The sequence below is a fragment of the Methylophilus sp. Leaf414 genome (assembly GCF_001425425.1).
Lineage (GTDB): Bacteria > Pseudomonadota > Gammaproteobacteria > Burkholderiales > Methylophilaceae > Methylophilus.
Map to the genome: position 1 here is coordinate 1 of NZ_LMQQ01000004.1, position 19,398 is coordinate 19,398.

A 19,398-nucleotide genomic window follows, 5' to 3' on the forward strand; every position below is an offset into this window, starting at 1 on the left:
CCACCCCTTCCCATCTCGAACAGGGCCGTGAAACGAACTTGCGCCAATGATAGTGTACTCTTCGTATGCGAAAGTAGGTCATCCCCAAGCTCCTTACAAGAAAACCCCGCTAGCAATAGCGGGGTTTTTGCTTTCAAGCCAGATCGGCAGGACATAAAAAAACCCGGTGCAMGCACCGGGTTATCAATGTCTATTAAGATAACTCAAAATAGACTGCCATGAAATCTGTATTGCTGTTATTTGCGCCGTTATCCAGGCGTTTAACCGCTAGGCAGGCTGTTGTTGTGAGTCTTCTCCCTCGTTTGCTTGCATCATAAGCATCCAAAACAAGCATGTCATTGACCCATTAGGGCTAATCNCAGGCGTTTAACCGCTAGGCAGGCTGTTGTTGTGAGTCTTCTCCCTCGTTTGCTTGCATCATAAGCATCCAAAACAAGCATGTCATTGACCCATTAGGGCTAATCCGGGAACAAGTTGCTAAGCATGGCATGTTAAAATGGATGGATGGCTAAATATCATGTCTTAATTCCCAGTGCAGGGCATGGCACTCGCATGCAATCAGACACTCCTAAGCAGTATTTGATGCTGAATGGCAAACCATTATTGCGGCACGCAATTGAAGTTTTTGAAGGGATGCCCGAAATCTCAAGTATTGCCATCGTGATTTCGGAAAACGATGCATATTGGAAACCTGCACTGCTGAACGATTGTCATAAAACACGCGTAATATCAGTCGGTGGAGAAACGCGTGCGACCAGTGTACTCAATGGTTTAAAGGCAATAACAGCTTCCATAGAGGCTGACGATTGGATCCTTGTACATGATGCAGCTAGACCAGGCATCGATCAGGCAATGATTAATCGCCTGATCGATGCGATATCAGATAAAGATGTTGGTGCCATTCTCGCGTTACCACTGGCTGATACTCTGAAGCGTGCCGATGCAAATGCCTTTATCAGTGAAACCATTCCCCGTGAAAAATTATGGCAGGCACAAACGCCTCAAATGTTCAGGCATGGTCAGTTGCAACAGGCATTAACCGCTTATTTACAGCGGCATCCGACAGATGAGGCACAAGCCATGGAGTGGATGGGTTATCAACCTAAATTGGTTCTGGGCGATTTAAAAAATATGAAAATCACCTACCCACAAGATTTAAAGGTGGTTGGTGCATTGATGCAGGCTGCACATACCGAAACAGCAACTTTAAGTTTGAGCGATACAGGAAATTTATGACGCCCTTTAGAATTGGTCACGGCTTTGATGTGCATGGGCTAGTAAGCGGCCGCGATTGCATTATCGGTGGTGTAAATATTCCTCATCCACTCGGTTTGGACGGACATTCTGATGCCGATGTGCTGCTGCATGCTATTTGTGATGCGTTATTAGGGGCTGCGGCGCTCGGCGATATCGGTAAGCATTTCCCCCCATCGGACATGCGTTATAAAGGCATAGACTCACGTGAGTTATTAAGGCATGTGGTGGAATTGCTGAGTAAGAAGGGATTTCATATTGGCAATGTTGATGCAACTGTGATCTGTGAAGCTCCTAGACTCGGGCCTTATATTAATAGCATGCGAGAGAATATTGCCGGTGACTGTCAGGTCGGCATTGATTTTATTAACGTAAAAGCGACTACCACTGAAAAGCTGGGCTTTACTGGTCGTGGTGAGGGCATTGCTGCCGAAGCCGTTGTTCTGATTTATACACACCTTTAACCATGCGATTGTTTTCCAAATTTGAGGGATTGGTTTCTCCTTTCCCGCACGAAATTATTCAAAACCTGCCGACAAAATTCTGGCCATTTATGTGGGCCTGCTCATATGGCATGCGTAAGTACATCTTACTGATGACGATACTCACCGCGTGTATTGGTGCATTTGAGGCATTACTTTTCGCCCTGATGGGTAAGGTGGTGGATAAGCTGACTGCGATTGCTCCCCAACAGTTGTGGAATACACATCAACAAACGTTGACTTGGGTGATCGCTATCCTGGTGGGTAGCACCGTCATTATCCTGCTGCAAACGCTGATTAAACATCAAACATTGGCGGGCAACTTCCCCATGCGCATGCGCTGGCAATTTCATCAGCATATGCTGAATCAGAGTATGTCCTTTTATCAGGACGAGTTTGCCGGAAGGGTTTCCGCGAAGGTGATGCAAACTGCACTGGCAGTCAGAGACGTGTGGTTTATCCTGGCTGACATCATGGTGTACGTGCTGATCTATTTCACCACCATCGTGACGGTTGTCGGAAACTTTCATCCATGGATGGTGCTGCCTTTTCTCGGTTGGCTGCTTTTGTATGGCTGCGCGCTTTTTTACTTTATTCCACGCTTGGCCAAGGTGTCACAGCAACAGGCAGATGCACGCGCATTGATGGCTGGGCGAATCACCGACGCCTATACCAATATCCCCACAGTTAAATTGTTTTCGCATGCGGGACGGGAAGCAGGGTATGCGCAATCTGCCATGCAGGAGTTTTTGGATACCGTACATGGCCAGATGCGCATGGTCAGTTGCGTAGAGAGCATCAATCACTTTTTAAATATGTGCCTGATTATTGCCAGTGGCGGCATGGTGCTGTGGCTTTGGTCGCAAAGCCTGGTAGCCGCTGGCGCGGTGGCTGCTGTGATGGCAATGAGTTTAAGGTTAAATGGGATTTCTCACTGGGTGATGTGGGAGCTTACTTCCCTGTATGAGCAAATTGGTACGGTGCAGGATGGCGTAAATACCTTATCTGTCATCAATGAGGTGGTTGATCAGCCTGATGCGCCGGCACTTTCAGTGCCAAAAGGCGAGGTCAGGTTTGATCAGGTGGATTTTGCCTATGCACAACAGACACCTCTGCTACAAAGTTTTGATTTGAATATCCGGCCGGGTGAACGGGTAGGCTTAGTCGGACGTTCCGGCGCAGGTAAATCAACCATCGTTAATCTGTTAATGCGTTTCTATGATATCCAGTCCGGCCAAATACGCATTGATGGCCAGTCGATAGCTAGCGTTAAACAGAATTCTTTGCGTCAGCAGATCGGTATGGTGACGCAGGATACTTCCTTGCTGCATCGTTCAGTGCGCGAGAATATCCTCTATGGCCGCCCTGATGCGACTGAGGAAGACATGGTGGCTGCTGCCAAACGGGCGGAAGCGCACGATTTTATCCAGACACTCAGGGATGCAAAAGGTCGCACTGGCTATGATGCCCACGTAGGCGAACGCGGGGTAAAACTCTCCGGCGGCCAGCGCCAGCGTATCGCTATTGCGCGCGTGATGCTTAAAAATGCACCTATCCTGGTACTGGATGAAGCGACTAGCGCACTGGATTCAGAAGTTGAGCAGGCTATCCAGCATCATCTGTCGCAATTGATGGAAGGTAAAACCGTGATTGCCATTGCACACCGGCTTTCCACCATTGCCGCGATGGATAAACTGGTAGTCCTCGATAAAGGTCATATCGTAGAAACCGGCACCCATCATGAATTACTCAAGCTGAATGGTATTTACGCCAAACTCTGGGCGCATCAAAGTGGTGGTTTTCTAGGTGAATAGTGAGCTTCTAAATATCTTATTTCTGCAACCTGGCTAGCCAACTTTCAAAGTTAGCAACTCTCCAAATTACTCATCGCCATAATTGTTAATATAAATTTACAATTATGGCGATTTGTCACATTGCTGCCACTTTTCTGCAATCTGAACTGCTTAGTATTGTCATCAAATTTTCATGGAGAAATATTGGATGACGCTGCGTTCGGTCAGAAGCATTGCCGGGTTTACCTTACTCGAATTACTGGTGGTAATGGTCATTATCGGCTTACTGGCAGGCTATGTCGGTCCCAAGTATTTCCAGCAGATTGGCAAGTCTGAAGTAAAGACGGCCAAGGCACAAATCGCAGCGCTTGAGCAGTCATTGGACCAGTTCCGCCTGGATGTCGGCCATTATCCATCTACCGAGCAGGGGCTGAATGCGCTGATGGCGAACACCGATAATGACACGCGCTGGAGCGGGCCTTATCTGAAGAAAGGTGTGCCCAACGATCCTTGGGGCAAGCCTTACCAGTATCGTTTTCCAGGCCAGCATGGCGAGTATGATTTATTCAGCTATGGCAAAGACGGCCAGGTGGGCGGCAATGATGAGTCGCAGGATATTACCAGCTGGTAATTGACATGCGCTACCAAGCCAAAGTGTTGAACGGCTCACTATTGACGATGGTCGAGTTGCAGGCCGACGATGAGCAGGATGCTTATGCGCAGTTAAAGTCTAAGGGCTTGCTGCCAGTTTCCCTGCAATTGGATAAATCAGGTAAGACGCGCTTAAAAAAAGAAGCTTTCCCCCTGGCTTTGTTCAGTCAGGAGTTATTGGCTTTGCTGCACTCAGGACTCAATCTGGTCGAAGCGATTGAGGCACTTTCATTACGCCAGGATCACACCCGCGCCGTATTGCAGGGTATCTTGCAGTCATTGCAGCAAGGCAAGTCATTCTCTGCCGCGCTCGAACGCCAACCGGAAGTATTTCCTCCACTTTATTTTGCCACCGTTAAAGCGGCTGAGCGTACCGGTGATCTCGGCAATGCCTTATCTCGCTATATTGCTTACGACAACCAGGTCTCACTTCTTAAAAAGAAAATCATCAGCGCATCGATCTATCCCATGCTGCTGATTATCGTCGGTGGCCTGGTGATTGCCTTTTTAATGGGATTTGTAGTACCCAAATTCAGCAGCGTGTATGAAGGCACCGGCGCGGACTTACCGTGGATGTCGCAAATGATGTTGCAGTGGGGCACCCTGATTTCACAACATGGTGAAACCATGCTCGCCATATTGGTCGGTGGCATCATCGGGCTGATTCTGGTATTTAAAACACCTAGCATGCGGCAGGCCATGGTGCGGGCAATCTGGCGCATCCCGGCCGTCGGTGCCAAGTTGCAGCTCTATCAATTAGCACGCTTTTACCGCACTTTGGGTATGTTGCTGGCAGGCGGTACGCCCATCATGACGGCGATTGATTCGCTAGGCGGCTTGCTGGATAGCAGCATGGCACTTAGCCTGCAACAGGCGCAAACCATGATCAGCCAGGGGCAGCCGCTGTCGCATGCATTCAAAACTGCGGGCATGACCACACCCATTGGTGAACGCATGCTGCTGGTCGGCGAACGTGGCGGTAACGTGGCGCAAATGATGGATAGCATCGCCGGTTTTTATGATGAAGAACTGGCGCGCTGGATAGACTGGTTTACCAAATTGTTTGAGCCCTTGCTCATGTTGTTTATTGGCCTGGTGATTGGTGTTGTTGTGCTTCTGCTGTATATGCCTATCTTTGAACTGGCGGGGCAAATCCAATGAATCAGCTTTTACCAACCACAATGCAAGCGGATGTATTCGCGCAGGCACAAATGCTGGCGCAACAGCAGCAACGCCGTGTCATCGAAGTGCTAGAAGAATTACTGTCATTGGAGAGCGAAGCGCTGGTCAATGAATTGGGTAGCCTGCTGCATTACCCGGTAGCCAGCATGCGTGAAATGCGTGAATGGCAGGTCGCGTTCGATGTCATCAGCTATAACCAGGCACAACAAAAAGAATGCCTGGCTTTTTATGATGAAAACCAAGCATTGATACTGGTATTTGCTGACCCGTTCGACAAGCAATTGCCGTTATGGGCGCAGCATGCCGTGCAGCAGTCCTTTACATGGCGATTGGCACACCGGCTCGATATTAGCGCTTACCTGGCCGGTGAGGAAGAAACCATGCGTGCCATGGATGGCATGGGTCTGCACGAAGACCAGGCAAAGGAGGGCGAAGAGGAGGTTGTGATGCAACTTTCGCTCAAGTCCATCCATGAAGATGCCAACCCCATCATCAAATTGATCAACTCCACTTTATATGATGCACTGAAAACCGGCGCCAGTGATATACACCTGGAGTCGCATCCTGGGGGCCTGGCTGTGAAATACCGCATTGATGGCGTGATGGCCAGTATTGCCAATAGCCCGGGACTGGATAGTGCAGAACAGGCGATTTCGCGGATCAAGGTGATGGCGCAACTGGATATTGCCGAACGGCGTATCCCGCAAGATGGCCGATTTAAAGTACATGCGATGAACCGCCTGATCGACTTTCGTGTGTCCATTATGCCGAGTGCGTTTGGTGAAGATGCTGTATTAAGGGTATTGGACCGCAAAGCACTCACCGAGCAGGCGCAGGGCTTAAGCCTGAAGGCGCTGGGGTTTGACGACGACGTGATTGCCAGGTTCAGGAAGCTGGCCAGCGAACCATATGGCATGGTGCTGGTGACCGGACCTACCGGTAGCGGTAAAACCACTTCATTGTATGCCGCCATTTCTGAAGTGAATACCGGCTTTGACAAGATTGTCACCATCGAAGACCCGGTGGAATACCAATTGCCTGGTGTGTTGCAAATCCCCGTGAATGAAAAGAAAGGCCTGACGTTTGCGCGCGGGCTGCGCTCTATCCTGCGTCATGATCCTGACAAAATTATGGTCGGTGAAATCCGCGATGCGGAGACCGCACAGATTGCGGTGCAGGCGGCACTCACCGGTCACCTGGTGTTCTCCACCGTGCATGCCAACAGTGTGCTGGATGTGATAGGCCGCTTTATGCATATGGGCGTTGACCCGTATCACTTTGTGTCGGCCGTCAACGGCATTATTGCGCAGCGCTTGGTGCGCAGCTTGTGCCCGCATTGCGCTGAACCGTTTGTGCCGGATGCAGAGTTACTGGAAGCCTCAGGCCTGACGCCGGAACAGGCCGTCGGTATGACCTTTAAATATGCCAAAGGCTGTGGACATTGTCGCGGTACCGGTTATAAAGGCCGTAAGGCGGTGGCGGAAGTGTTGGTGCTGAATGACGAGTTACGCGAGATGATCATTGCCCGCGAACCTATCCGTCAGCTCAAAGAAGCCGCTGCAAAAAATGGCATGCGTACCATACGCGAAGCGGCAGTCAGTGCTGCGGGTGCGGGCATGACAAGTTTGCAGGAGATTAACCGTGTCACGTTTATTGCCTGATATGCTCAGCCAAATACGTTGGTGTGGCATGACGCGGATGCTGGTGACAGCTGACAGCGTGCTGGCCGAGCACTGGCCGGCTGGTATTCAATCACGCAGAGTGGTTGCCCAGGCACCCCTGGATAGTACGGAGCCTCTCGCCTTGCAGGCAGCCATAACTGCTGTCATCGCGCAACTACCCGCCACCGACTGGCAGCGTATCGAAATTTACCTGGCAGACCAGCATGTGCATTTGATGTTATTACCTGCCATTCAACAATCCGGCCAGACTACCGCTTTATCCGGTACTGAGTTGCAAGCATATGCACGAGCCATGTTGCTCAAAACCTATGGTGAGGCGGCGGTGCAATGGCCGTTGCGTATGCAGGATGTCCCGCAAAGCCATGCTTCATTGCTCGCCACCACACCAGTATTGCAAAACATAGCTGCAAAAAACCTGGTGTCGCCACGCAAATATCTGCACTTGTCAGTGCAACCGTATGCCTGCGCACTCTGGGCGCATACCAGTCTGCCAGCAGAGGGTACGGTAGTGAGTGCAGAGCCGCATATGCTGCGATTATTGCATTTGCAACAAGGCGAAGTCACCCATGTTGCCAGCCTGGTCAGTGATCTGGCCGAAGTAGATATCATGGCTGCATGGTTGCTGCGCGAGCGGACTTTACTGGGCGTGCAGGCCGCAGACTGCTACTGGTTAAGTGAACCGGCATGTGAGCCGGTGGCTGCGGTTGGTCGCCGGCTGTCGCAACACCTGGCAGGCCGCTTGACCTGGAAAAACATATATTGCGCTAATGCGATCACCTCACTGTGGCAAGAGGTCGCACATGTGGCCTAACCCGAACTACTATTTTGAGTTTGCCCAGCCTGCATTTGCCTGGCAAAAGGTGCGTTGGCCGGGGGTATTGCTGTTAGTGGTGTGTGCTTTACTGGTATTGACTGCCTGGCATGCAGATGATGAAGTCAATGCACAACTGCTGGCTATGGAACAACACAAAGCGGAGTTGTCACGAGCATTGGTACAAGCGAATGACGCAGCCAGTCAATTACAAAAAACAATCGTGGCTCAAGCACAATCTGCACGAACACCTGAAGAGGCAAAGCAGCATGCATATGCCGCGGCACAAAAGAAAGCCGCCATCGCACTGACCCAGGCACAGGAAAAAGAAGCAGAAACCATTACGCAGCAGTTAAACATCCACTGGTTCGATTTATTGCAGGCGCTGGAATCCCGGCAGATCAAGGACATTGCCTTGTTGCAATTATTGCCCGACGCTACACGTGGGCAATTCATCTTGTCCGGCGAAGCCAAGGACTACAACACTTTGCTGAAATATGTGGGTCATTTGCAGGAAGAGGCAGTGCTGACGCAAGTGCATCTGCAAAAACACCAGGTGATTGAAACACATCCGCAACGTCCGGTCAGTTTTGAAATACAGGGCGGGTGGCAGCCATGAGTGGTTTTCGCTTGCCGTCCATGACAGGGCTCTTCTGGTTTGCCAGACGCAGCGCCTGGTACCTGGGCTGGGTGCCCATGTTAGCCAGTAGCGTGCTAATCGTCGTCTGGCTATATTTGTTACAGCAACAACCGGCAAAAATGGCCCAACTTGCTTCGCTGGAACAAGAAGTCGAACGGCTGAAATTACGGTCCGCTGCCCCTGTTGAAACGAGAGTTTCCGCTGCAAAAAAGGTCGCGACAGCAAAAACGCCTGAAGAGGCCAGTGAGCCCGTCACCCTGTCGGAGCTGTGGCAGCAGTTGCCTGCCAGTAGCGAGTTATCACCGCGTATGTTGCAGGTCGCCGCTCTGGCGCAAAAGCATCATATACCTTTGAATGTGGGCGATTATCAGTGGCAGGCACATCAGGCCGCTGTCGGCCCACAGCCGATACAGCAATTTGATATGCGTTTCACCATCCAGTCGGACTATATCACTTGCCGCCGTTTTATCAGTGAAGTGCTGCGTCGTTACCCGACCATGGCGCTGACCGGGCTGGAACTGCGCAAGAACGAAACGGTGCAGCCGGTGATTGAAACGACGCTGACATTCTCCATGTTTATCCGCGGAGGGCATGAGCATGCGACTTGAGGCGGCTAACGCGCAAACATCCCGGCGGCCGCTGTTATGGATCAGCCTGCTACTGACAGTTGCGTTGGTGTATTGGCAATGGTCAGCTGAGCAGGATGCGGTGGATGACACGGTAGTTGCAGACAGCAGTTTGGCTCCTGCCCCTGCAAAAAAACAGGCATCTGTGACAGCCGCGCCAGCTATAGTCACAGTGCCGGAACCACAAACGAATAGCGCGCATGATCAGGCTGCGCAACCTGTAGTAGCAGAGATATCCAGCCCCGTCGTGCTGCCGCGAAAGTTACCGGCCAAGGTTAATCATGCCCTGTTTGATGCGCATGAGTGGTTGCCACCGCCAGTCAAACCGCCACCACCACCGCCACCGCAAGCACCGCCAGTACCCTACACCTACGTAGGCAGCATGCAGGATGTGCCCGAAGGCAGCACAGTGATTTTAATGCAGCAGAAAAAAGTATTGATGCCCAGGCTGAAGAGCCAGGTGACTGCGCAATGGCGGCTGGATAGTGAAGATGCGCAATCTGTTTATTTTACGTATCTGCCGCTTAATCAGGCAGTGGTATTGAGCAAGGCAAAAACCGCTGCAGCAGGGCAACGCCAGTCTGTGGCGGATACTGAAGACAATATTCCGTTAGAACAATAATTCATGAGTCATTCTTATATTCAATCTCATCGCTTAACCGCGCTGCCAACCCGTTTACGGACCACGCTATTCCTGGTGTGTATTGCCTTTGGTCTGGCTGCTTGCGGTTTGTTCCCGACTAAACTCACGGCCACCACGCCTGAGGGAAAAGTACATGAATTAGCTAAACTGGTGGCTGAAAAACCAGGTGATGTGGAATTACGCAATCGCTGGTATCGCGAACGGGAACAGGCAATTAATGCCCTCTCTTTCGAAGCCGAAGCGGCCAATGCCAAAGGCAATGTTGCTGAAGCAAAACAGATTTACGCGCGGATACTGACGCTGGATGCAAATCATCCCAAGGCGCTGGATTATGAGAGAGCGGGCGAGCGCGAGATTATATTGCGCAAGCAACTGGAAGCGGCGAAACAGAAGATTGATCAGCCCAAAGAAGCGCTGAAGCTGGTACGCGATATCCTGCTGGAACAACCGACCAACGAGCAGGCATTAGCACTGGAAAGGCAGTTGATTGCGCTGGAAACCCATGCACGTGCGGCGTTACCGCAGCTGCAAACCGGCTTAAGCAAACCGGTGACGCTGGAACTGCGTGATGCCAATATCAAAGTTGTATTCGAGGCATTATCCCGTGCCACTGGCGTCAACTTTATCCTGGATAAAGATATCAAGCCGGAAATGAAAGCTTCGGTCTTTCTTAAAAAAATGCCGATTGAAGATGCCATTGATATGGTGCTGACCAGTAACGGCTTGCAGAAAAAAATTCTGTCACCCAACAGCCTGCTGGTGTATCCCGCCACCCAGCAAAAGAACAAGGATTACCAGGATTTGCTGATCCGTAACTTTTACTTTGCCAATACCAGTGCCAAACAGTGCGCGGACATGCTGCGTACCATCCTTAAAATCCGCGATGTCTATGTTGATGAGCGACTGAACATGCTGGTATTGCGGGACAGGCCGGAAGTACTGGCTCTGGCGGAAAAAATGATCAAGGCGCAGGACATTGCCGACCCGGAAGTGATGCTGGAAATTGAAGTGATGGAAATCACACGCGGCAAGCTGCAAGACCTGGGAATTATCTACCCTAGCTCACTGACAGTATTGAATAGCCCGTTAACGCTGGAAGCCTTGAAGAATCTGAAGTCCTCCAATATCGGCGTCAGCCCTAATCCCAGCATACAGTTCAAGACCACCGATACGGATTTGAACCTGCTGTCCAATCCGCGTATCCGCGTCAAGAACAACGAAAAAGCCAAAGTGCTGGTCGGTAATAAAGTGCCAGTGATTACCACCAATACCACCGCGAACGTCGGCACCTCCGAAAGTGTTTCGTATGTGGATGTCGGGCTGAAGCTGGAGGTGGAGCCGCGTATCATGCTGGACGATTTCGTCAGTATCAAAGTCAACCTGGAAGTCAGTTCATTAGGCGAAGCGGTGACCCTGAGCAATAACTCCAGGGTGTTTAACATCGGCACCCGCAATGCCAGCACGATACTGCGGCTGAAACATGGCGAGACGCAAATCCTGGCGGGTCTGATCCAGGATTCCGAACGCAAGAATGCAGACAAAGTACCATTTCTGGGCGAGATCCCGATTCTGGGCAGGTTATTCTCCCGTCACAATGACGAGAAACAAAAAACGGAAATTGTGCTGGCAATCACGCCTAAAGTGATCAGCAATGTTACGCTGCCGGAAGCCACTTTCTCCGAATACTGGAGCGGTACCGAAACGGTGATTTCTGATAAGCCGCTGTTGAATACCACACCGATGACACCGGCATTGACACGTGGCCAGCAGATACGTGAGCAACAGTTACAGCGCCAGCGTGAACTGAACGAGCCGATTGACCCCCCGGTGATTGAATCTCCTGATACACCGGTGCCACCTGAGGCCAGCATACCATCACCGGATGCGCTTCCGCCGCCACCAGAGCCTGCCAGTACGTTTCCTTCTTCAAACGTTACACCCACGGTGCCGGGCATGTCCAACAATGTGAATGGCAGTGGCGTGCAGGAACAATCGCCCACCACCTTGCCATCGCCTAAGGTCATTCCGTAATGTGGTGTCAGTCTACAGCCAGGGTTTGCCGGGCTCGGCGCCTGACTCATGGCAACGGATTCACCCTGATTGAATTAATGGTTTCGCTGACGATTGTTGCGATTATGGCCAGTGTCGCCACGCCTATGGTGCAGCTTACTTTGCAGCGACAAAAAGAGCAGCAGCTACGTGAAAGTCTGCGCGAGATACGGCGTGCGATTGATGGCTACAAAAAAGCGGCGGATGACGGGCGCATCAAGAAAAATGCCGATGCCACCGGTTACCCGCCGAATTTGCAGATACTGGCGGAGGGCGTGCAGGATATGAAAGACCCTAAGCGCAAGGTGTTGCGCTTCCTGCGCAGGGTGCCGCAAGACCCTATGCTGAGAGTCCAGCAAACTGCCGGCACCAGTCCTTCTGTAGGCTGGGGATTACGCAGTTACGATAGCCCGCCTGAATCCCCGCGCTACAGCCAGGATGTTTATGATGTGTATTCCTTAAGTACCCAGACCGGAATCAATGGAGTGCCGTATGCGCAATGGTAGACATCGTATGATCAAGCGTATTGCCGGTTTCACATTAGTAGAGTTGCTGGTGGTGTTGTCTATTCTTGCCTTATTGTTGTCGCTGGCAGTACCACGCTATTTTTCCGGAGTGCAACGTGCCAAGGAGCAGGCGCTCAAGCAACAACTGGTAACTACCCGCAAGGCGCTGGATGAATTTTTTTCTGATCAGGGCCAATACCCTGATACCTTGCAGGATCTGGTAGACAAGCATTATCTCGATAAGCTGCCATGGGATGCCATTAGCGAAAGCAACGATACTTGGGTGATTACCGCACCCGAGTTGCCGCTGGTGGGCGGTGTGTATACCTTGCACAGCGGCGCCACCGGGCAGGCCACGGATGGCAGTCTGTATACGGATTGGTAACCTTGCATACATTGTTCATGCGACCGCAGCGAGGGTTCTCATATATAGGCGTGATGGTCACGCTAGTGATTGCCGCTATTGGCATGCAAGGTGCGGCGGTGATGTGGCAGCAACAGACACAGCGCGCCAACGAAGCCTTATTGCTGGAGGTTGGTGAAGCCTATCGGCTGGCGATCGGGCGTTATTACGAATCCACGCCGCAACCGGTCAAGCAGTATCCAATGACCTTGAATGAACTGGTCGAAGACAAACGTTTTCCGGTACTCAAAAGGCATCTGCGCAAACTGTATACCGATCCCTTTTTTGCCAGGCAAGGCATGACGCTGGTGTTTCGTAACGGACGCATTGTGGGCGTGCACAGCCAGTCATTGCTGCAACCTATCCGTAGTGCAGGCTACCAGGAGTTTGAATCCGGTTTTCATGGTGCCAGGCACTACCGGGAGTGGCAGTTTATCTATGAGCCGAATACACTGGCAGACCTGGAACTGGCTTGGGCTAACCGTTAACTGTTATTCCAAAGGTAATGTTTCATGCGGCAACCGGCTTTTGAATGCGCGGTAATAACTTAATACTTTAGGCACATACTGCCGGGTTTCGCGAAATGGCGGCAAGGTATTTTTCCGCATTTTTACCGCATTCGGCCCGGCATTGTAAGCGGCAAGTGCCAGCGAAATATCGCCCTCAAACAATTCCAGCATATTTTTCAGGTAGCGCGAGCCCCACAAGATTTGCTGGCGCACTGACCATTGTTTGACAGGGATGGTTGAAAACGATTGGGCAGTGGAAGGTAACACCTGCATCAATCCGTAAGCCCCTTTCCTGGATTGTGCTTGCGGATTGTAACCAGACTCGGTGGCAATCACTGCATGTATGAGGGCCGGATCGATTTGAGTGGCTTGTGCGACAGCCTGTACTTCATTCTGGTAAGGAATGCTACCGGTTTGCCAGCGTAGCTTCTTAGACACTTTTCGATCGTCAGGATTTGATTCAACCGTCATTGCCTCATCGTCGACATTGCTGATGACCAGCTCTGTATCACTGGTATCGTCGAGTAGGATTTGACCGCTTAAATGCTGGACCTCAAGTGTAGTGTCAGCAAATGCGTTGTTTATGATCGCCACTGCAAACGACACACTGCCAATCAGCAAGAGGTGAATGCATCGCCTACGGTAAAGGGGATCCAGAGCGTTCATGATGGCGGAATAATGCCATGCCCATATGACATCTAAAAGACATGTCAGGTAATTCGGCAATATTATACAAAGGTCAGTCTGGTCATATCCTGTGTTCCAATTGGGAACTAATCCTTAGGCATAATCCGCTGTCATGAATATATCAACCAAATGACACGCGGCAATCATTTTTCTGTCACAAATTCTCCGCAAACTGTGCTGCATTTATATCAATGTGGCAAACACATGAGCACAATAACAGGGACGGATCAGGCCAATGACCAATGGGCATTGGTGCTGAATGAAGAGCAGCGCGTGTTATTCATGGAGGTGATCGAAGAATCACTACGGTTACAGCATCGCTCTCATTTTTTCAACTGGCTACAACGCGGATTCCAATGTTTGCTAGCACACGAAGTGGTCATTGTGGGCGTAAGAGGAACAGAGCGCCCCACTTATGATTATGAGTATCTAACCTCCAGCCGATATTTTGGCGATACACAATTTGACCAGGTATTACATGAGACCGATGGTCTGGTGAGTCAGGCATTTGAACAATGGAGTACGCTCAGTAAACCTTTGTTTTACCATACTGAAATACCCAGCCAGCAGAACAGCCACTACGCGGTAGAACAAATAGACGCCGACAGGATGAGTGCATCCGAGCTCAAACGGTTTGTGGTACATGGCTTTGGTAATGAGCATAGCCGCATTGCCACCCTGGTTATGTTTGGCCGTCTGAGTTCACCCGTCAATGCGCAAACTGCGCATCTGTTGGAATTACTGATGCCGCATCTGCACTGTGCCATCGAAAAAGTGACTGCCAACAAATGTCCTTCAGTGTTATCCACTACCACTCGTAATGGCAGGGTCAAACCATTAAGCAGGCGAGAGCTGGAAGTGCTGGAATGGTTGCAGGCCGGCAAAACCAATTGGGAGATTGGCAGCATCATGGAGATTAGCCCGCTGACCATCAAAAACCATGTACAGAATATCTTGCGGAAAATGGATGTTGAGAATCGCAGCCAGGCAGCCAGTAAAGCCCTGAAAATGGGGCTGATTACCCGTAAGCAGTAATGTTCCTGCTTCTAACTCATTGTCATCAAAATTTATTCTGCAACACCTCTCTTTTAGTCCGTTAGGACTAGTCCTGAATTCCAAACTGTCATCTTGGGTTTTTACAATAAACAGGATTTTTATGCATGCACTCAACATGCGTTTTTGATTAGCCCGGTTGGGCTAGTCATAGCGGACTAGATTTTCAAGTCACGCTGTCATGTTGGTCAACCATAATTTTTCAGGTCGAGATTGACTGCTTTACATTAAGCATATTTGTAGTTTGAGCAGGTTTGTAGTTTGTTCTTTTTATTATTTTTGTTCGAAATTTGAGGAGAAGTTTATGAAATTCCAAGTAAAGGCTTTGATCGCTGCATTGGCTTTGACAGCATCTGGCGTGGCTAGCGCGTATGATGCTCCAAACACGGGTAATGGTTCTTTGGTGTTATCTGTATTTGACCGTACTTCCAACACTTCAGTATGGTTTGATACAGGCTTCAAATATAGCAACTTCAATGAAATCGGCAGTGATGTAGCTGATTCCAATTTTGATAGCTCAAACAGCGTTTTTACATTTGACCTGAGCACAAACGCAGCTTTCAACTCATTTATCAGTGGTGCTGATTTAAGCACTACTTACTTCAATGTGTTTGCTGGTGACTCATTAGGCACTCCAGCAGCTGCAACTGCTGGTGCGCGTGGCATGATTTCCTCTTACGATATTAGCAATCCGGAGGCGAAAAATTTCACAATCTCAAGATCCCCATTGGTGACAGCGACAGGTAACCATGACCAAATCGTTGCTATGAATAATAATCCATTGTCGTATTTTGCTTCTAATGTGAATGGTAATGTCGGTCCAACTTCTATCGCCTTGCTGGGAACTGAGATGAGTTTGTTCCAGACAGTACAAGCAGGTGGTCCTAGCTCTGGTAATAACTTCTTCTTTGACAATACTAAAGTGACCTTCAATAACGGTTTACTGACCATCTCTTCAGTACAGACAACAGTGCCAGTACCAGAGCCAGAAAGCTATGCATTGATGGCTTTAGGCTTGGGTGTTGTAGCTGCTGCTGCACGTCGTCGCAAATCTGCAAAATAATAAACAGGGGCTCTGCATGAGCCCCTCTGCTCTTTCAAGATTGCTGATTCAAAAAATTAAAGGGAACTAAGATGATGAACATCAAAAAAATCGCATTTGCACTGGCAGCTTTGTCTGTAAGTACAATGGCTGCAGCAGGTGTAACGCCAGCTCAAATCGAAACTGCACGTGGTGCAGGTACATTGGATCAAGCATGGATTGCTGGTGCTTCTGCGCCAACAAAATCCATCTACGAAGGTTGGGTAAAAGGTTGCCAGGCTGGTACAGGCTCTATCTTCACTTCACAAGCGTCTTCCAGCACAGCCGTGACTCCAGGTTCACTGGGTAACTTTGTTGCTTATGCCTGTACTCGTGGTACCCGTACCGCTGTGTTATATCAGACTTTAGATGGCGGTTCTTTGAACGCATTCACACCATTCACTAATGGTACAAAACTGGCACGTGTATCCTACGTTGGTAACGCAAGCTGCACTAAACTGGCTACTGGTTACACAGACGCAACAAACACTGCAAACAATGCTGATGTTTATAAAGGTTGTGCACAATCTGGTGCTGCTGTAGCCCTGGATGCAACAGGCGTACAAACTGCCGCAAACAAATCTGCAAACGCAGCCGCTTTGGCAGCTAACCCATTGGCTCCACAACAGACTGTTGGTGGTTTCTCTGATGTTGAGCCGGAACTGTTCCCTGCTTCCATCGGTGGCGGTAGTGTCTCTAGCTTTGGTGTACTAAGCAATGCATTCCTGGGCCAGGCTTTCGGTGTGGCAGTATCTACTCCTCTGTACCGCAAACTGCAAGAAGTGCAAGGACTGTCTGAGTCAGGGTCTTCATACTCACCAGCCCTGGCACCTTCCTTGACCAAAGGTCAGATCGCTTCTATCCTGCAAGACGGTGGTGCGGTGCAAGCTGCTGAATCTTGGGCTCCAATTTTAGGTGAGGACAGTGCTGAGAGCGTCATTATCCAACGTCGTGTTGATACTTCCGGTTCACAAGCTTCATCCAATGCGTTCTTCCTGGGTAATCCGTGTTTGGCTGGTAGTCAATTGCTACCTTCCAGAGCTTCAAGTGGCAATTATCAAGTGGTATTGAACTCCGGTTCCGGTAACGTAAAAACCAACATTACTACTGCAAGTAACGCAGCTGCTGGTTCACGTTATGCTATCGGTGTATTGTCTATGGAAAATGACCCGACTGTAGAGAATGCTGCTAACAATGGCTATCGCTACATCAAGATCGACGGTTCACATCCGGAAACTGGTGACGTATTAAATGCACGTGCAGCTGCAGCTTCCGGTACTTATCCTTTCCATATGGAAATGAAAGCGTTCGTGGCTAACTCTGCTCCAGCTGGTTTCCAGAGAACTATAGTTACAACCATCGTTAACGCCTTGAAAAACCCGACAGCTGCTGCTTGTGCAACATTGCCACGTGGTTTGACCCTGAACCCAGACAGCGGCAACACAACTTGTGAAGCTGGTGTGGTAAAAGCCAAGTTCACTAACTTCGGTAACAACTGCTCACCAGCAGTATTGTACGAGTAATAAAAAGTTAAAAATTTACTCTTAAAAAAGAGTAAACACTTAATAGACGCACCCTTCAAAAGAGGGTGCGTTTTTTCTTTTGGATTATGCGATTTCCGGACTAGTCCGTTTCATGTGGGTGACATAAAAGTTTAAGAAAATGCTGGTCTGTTGAGTGTCAACATTCGTGAATGTAAGGTGCAAGCTTTGAGTTTGAAATTGAAATTTGTCTGTGCGGGATTGATGGCATGTTGCATGTCGCAAATTGTCTTGGCTGAAGATCAGACTTATGAAGCCCCCGCTCAGGCTGATCAGGCTTCGGCACCCGCTGAAGAGTTGAAATTCAATGTGTTTGAATACCAGGTAGAGGGTAATTCAGTTCTTAAAAACGGCGAAATCGAAAAAGCTGTTTATCCCTATATGGGTGAAGAGAAAAGTATCGCAGACGTTGAGCAGGCGCGCGCGGCTCTGGAAAAAACCTATCAGGAAGCTGGCTACCTGACTGTTTCTGTAAGCATTCCCCAGCAGGAGGTGAACCAGGGAACAGTACGGTTGCTGGTTACTGAAGGTAAGGTTGAACGGTTACAGATTGTGGACTCACATTACCACACCCCTAGCGAAATAAAATCCAGGGCGCAGCAATTTGCAGAAGGCACAGTACCGCATTTTCCTACTGCGCAAAAAGAGCTGGGCACTTTGAACCGCAACCAGAACCGTCAGGTCACGCCTGTGCTTCGTCCCGGCAAATCACCGGGTACGGTTGAAGTTGATTTGCAGGTGAAAGACAAGCTGCCTGTGCATGGCAATCTTGAGTTGAATGACCGTTATTCACCCAATACCACCGAGCTACGGTTAAATGCAGGCCTGAAATATGAAAACCTGTTTCAAAAGGATCATAGCCTGGGCTTGAATATCCAGGTTTCACCAGAAGACTTTAATGAAGTAAAAGTGTTTTCCGGCACCTACATTATCCCGCGAATGAATGGCGATTACTTTGCAGCTTATGCCGTTGCTTCAGACAGTAATATTGCCGCCGTTGGCGATATTAACGTACTGGGTAAGGGTTATATTGCTGGTGCGCGTTATATCAAACCGCTGCCGCTCTCCGACGGTTTTTACCATAGCCTGACCTTTGGTCTGGACTACAAGGTTTTTAAAGAAAACCTTTTCCTGCAAGGTGCAGATACCAGTATTGATACGCCTATTTCATACTGGGCAGCTTCTTTTGGATACGATGCCAATATCCAGTCCTCTTATGGCCAAACCCAGGCTGGCTTTATTTTGAATATGGCACCGGCATTGCTGGGCAACACTGATAGTGAATTTGCCCGCAAACGCAGTGGCGCTGAAGCCAATTATGCTTATCTGCGTGTGGACGCCAAACATCTCTACACCTTCGATTCTGGCTGGGCTGTACAGGGAAAACTCGCCTGGCAGTTAGCAAGCCAGGCACTTATTTCTACTGAGCAGTTCAGTGTGGGCGGCGTGGAGTCTGTGCGTGGATATGTTGAATCCAGCCGTCTGGGTGATGACGGCATTTCCGGTTCTCTTGAAGTTCGCAGCCCGCCTTTGGCCAAATACCTAAAGCAATACCAGTTCGCAGACTATATCAAGGATATGTATGCCTATACATTTCTTGATGCCGGCCGGGTGCATATCAGGAATGCCGCAGGCCTGGAACCGCATTATGAAATATATTCTGCCGGTGTAGGCTTCAAATTGAAAACGACTACAGGCTGGTTCTCATACCTGGACTATGCGCAGGCAATGAATGATGCGCCTGAGGTCGAAAATGGTGATTACAGGCTGCACTTCCGTGTTGGCTATGAGTGGTAACAGCGTGC

Annotated in this window: 19 protein-coding genes; 18 read left to right on the plus strand and 1 reads right to left on the minus strand. The window is 49.8% G+C overall.

Annotation, left to right across the window (positions count from 1 at the left end):
* Positions 1-504: 504 nt before the first annotated feature.
* From ispD to ASG24_RS09170, 14 genes are all read left to right on the plus strand, one after another.
* Positions 505-1,236, plus strand: coding sequence for a 2-C-methyl-D-erythritol 4-phosphate cytidylyltransferase (gene ispD, locus ASG24_RS09105; protein WP_055870525.1), 732 nt, complete (start codon positions 505-507; stop codon positions 1,234-1,236).
* A complete protein-coding gene (ispF, locus tag ASG24_RS09110; RefSeq protein WP_055870528.1) occupies positions 1,233-1,718 on the plus strand; it encodes a 2-C-methyl-D-erythritol 2,4-cyclodiphosphate synthase in 486 nt (161 codons plus the stop codon). Before ispD ends, ispF begins: the two co-directional genes overlap by 4 nt.
* An 8-nt stretch (positions 1,719-1,726) precedes the next feature.
* Entirely contained in the window at positions 1,727-3,550 is a 1,824-nt protein-coding gene (locus tag ASG24_RS09115) for an ABC transporter ATP-binding protein (RefSeq protein WP_369814183.1), read from the plus strand.
* Between the two features lie 187 nt (positions 3,551-3,737).
* Positions 3,738-4,160 (plus strand): type II secretion system major pseudopilin GspG, encoded by a 423-nt coding sequence (gene gspG / locus ASG24_RS09120; RefSeq protein ID WP_082488064.1) that lies wholly within the window; start codon positions 3,738-3,740, stop codon positions 4,158-4,160.
* Between the two features lie 5 nt (positions 4,161-4,165).
* Entirely contained in the window at positions 4,166-5,341 is a 1,176-nt protein-coding gene (locus ASG24_RS09125) for a type II secretion system F family protein (protein WP_055870533.1), read from the plus strand.
* A complete protein-coding gene (locus ASG24_RS09130) occupies positions 5,338-7,023 on the plus strand; it encodes a GspE/PulE family protein (RefSeq protein WP_055829979.1) in 1,686 nt (561 codons plus the stop codon). Before ASG24_RS09125 ends, ASG24_RS09130 begins: the two co-directional genes overlap by 4 nt.
* Positions 7,004-7,855: a hypothetical protein gene (locus ASG24_RS09135; protein ID WP_055870536.1), complete on the plus strand. Its 852-nt coding sequence runs from the start codon at positions 7,004-7,006 to the stop codon at positions 7,853-7,855. Before ASG24_RS09130 ends, ASG24_RS09135 begins: the two co-directional genes overlap by 20 nt.
* Positions 7,845-8,474, plus strand: coding sequence for a hypothetical protein (locus ASG24_RS09140; RefSeq protein WP_055870541.1), 630 nt, complete (start codon positions 7,845-7,847; stop codon positions 8,472-8,474). Before ASG24_RS09135 ends, ASG24_RS09140 begins: the two co-directional genes overlap by 11 nt.
* Positions 8,471-9,103, plus strand: coding sequence for a hypothetical protein (locus ASG24_RS09145; RefSeq protein WP_055870544.1), 633 nt, complete (start codon positions 8,471-8,473; stop codon positions 9,101-9,103). The genes ASG24_RS09140 and ASG24_RS09145 overlap by 4 nt, the downstream gene beginning before the upstream one ends.
* Positions 9,087-9,743 (plus strand): hypothetical protein, encoded by a 657-nt coding sequence (locus ASG24_RS09150; RefSeq protein WP_235562370.1) that lies wholly within the window; start codon positions 9,087-9,089, stop codon positions 9,741-9,743. The genes ASG24_RS09145 and ASG24_RS09150 overlap by 17 nt, the downstream gene beginning before the upstream one ends.
* A gap of 3 nt (positions 9,744-9,746) precedes the next feature.
* Positions 9,747-11,795 (plus strand): secretin N-terminal domain-containing protein, encoded by a 2,049-nt coding sequence (locus ASG24_RS09155; RefSeq protein WP_055870550.1) that lies wholly within the window; start codon positions 9,747-9,749, stop codon positions 11,793-11,795.
* Entirely contained in the window at positions 11,795-12,319 is a 525-nt protein-coding gene (locus ASG24_RS09160; protein ID WP_055870553.1) for a type II secretion system protein, read from the plus strand. Before ASG24_RS09155 ends, ASG24_RS09160 begins: the two co-directional genes overlap by 1 nt.
* Complete coding sequence (locus ASG24_RS09165) at positions 12,306-12,704, plus strand: type IV pilin protein (protein ID WP_055870556.1); 399 nt, start codon at positions 12,306-12,308, stop codon at positions 12,702-12,704. The genes ASG24_RS09160 and ASG24_RS09165 overlap by 14 nt, the downstream gene beginning before the upstream one ends.
* A gap of 17 nt (positions 12,705-12,721) precedes the next feature.
* Positions 12,722-13,210 carry a type II secretion system protein gene (locus tag ASG24_RS09170; protein WP_055871999.1) on the plus strand — a complete coding sequence of 163 codons (489 nt, stop codon included), beginning with the start codon at positions 12,722-12,724 and terminating at the stop codon, positions 13,208-13,210.
* 3 nt (positions 13,211-13,213) lie between these two features.
* Here the strand turns inward: ASG24_RS09170 and ASG24_RS09175 are convergent, their stop codons facing one another.
* Positions 13,214-13,852, minus strand: a complete 639-nt coding sequence (locus ASG24_RS09175) for a lytic transglycosylase domain-containing protein (protein WP_055870559.1) — start codon at positions 13,850-13,852, stop codon at positions 13,214-13,216.
* A 270-nt stretch (positions 13,853-14,122) separates the two neighbouring features.
* On the opposite strand from ASG24_RS09175, the gene epsA reads away from it, so the two are divergent.
* The 4 genes from epsA (at position 14,123) to ASG24_RS09195 (ending at position 19,390) form a co-directional block, all read left to right on the plus strand.
* Positions 14,123-14,953 carry an XrtB/PEP-CTERM-associated transcriptional regulator EpsA gene (gene epsA, locus ASG24_RS09180; protein WP_055872002.1) on the plus strand — a complete coding sequence of 277 codons (831 nt, stop codon included), beginning with the start codon at positions 14,123-14,125 and terminating at the stop codon, positions 14,951-14,953.
* A 262-nt stretch (positions 14,954-15,215) separates the two neighbouring features.
* The gene (locus tag ASG24_RS14825; protein ID WP_235562371.1) at positions 15,216-16,034 is read left to right on the plus strand and encodes a PEP-CTERM sorting domain-containing protein; all 819 of its coding nucleotides are present in this window, start codon (positions 15,216-15,218) and stop codon (positions 16,032-16,034) included.
* A gap of 71 nt (positions 16,035-16,105) precedes the next feature.
* A complete protein-coding gene (locus ASG24_RS09190; RefSeq protein WP_235562372.1) occupies positions 16,106-17,575 on the plus strand; it encodes a hypothetical protein in 1,470 nt (489 codons plus the stop codon).
* Between the two features lie 234 nt (positions 17,576-17,809).
* A complete protein-coding gene (locus ASG24_RS09195; RefSeq protein WP_235562373.1) occupies positions 17,810-19,390 on the plus strand; it encodes a ShlB/FhaC/HecB family hemolysin secretion/activation protein in 1,581 nt (526 codons plus the stop codon).
* Positions 19,391-19,398: the final 8 nt, after the last annotated feature.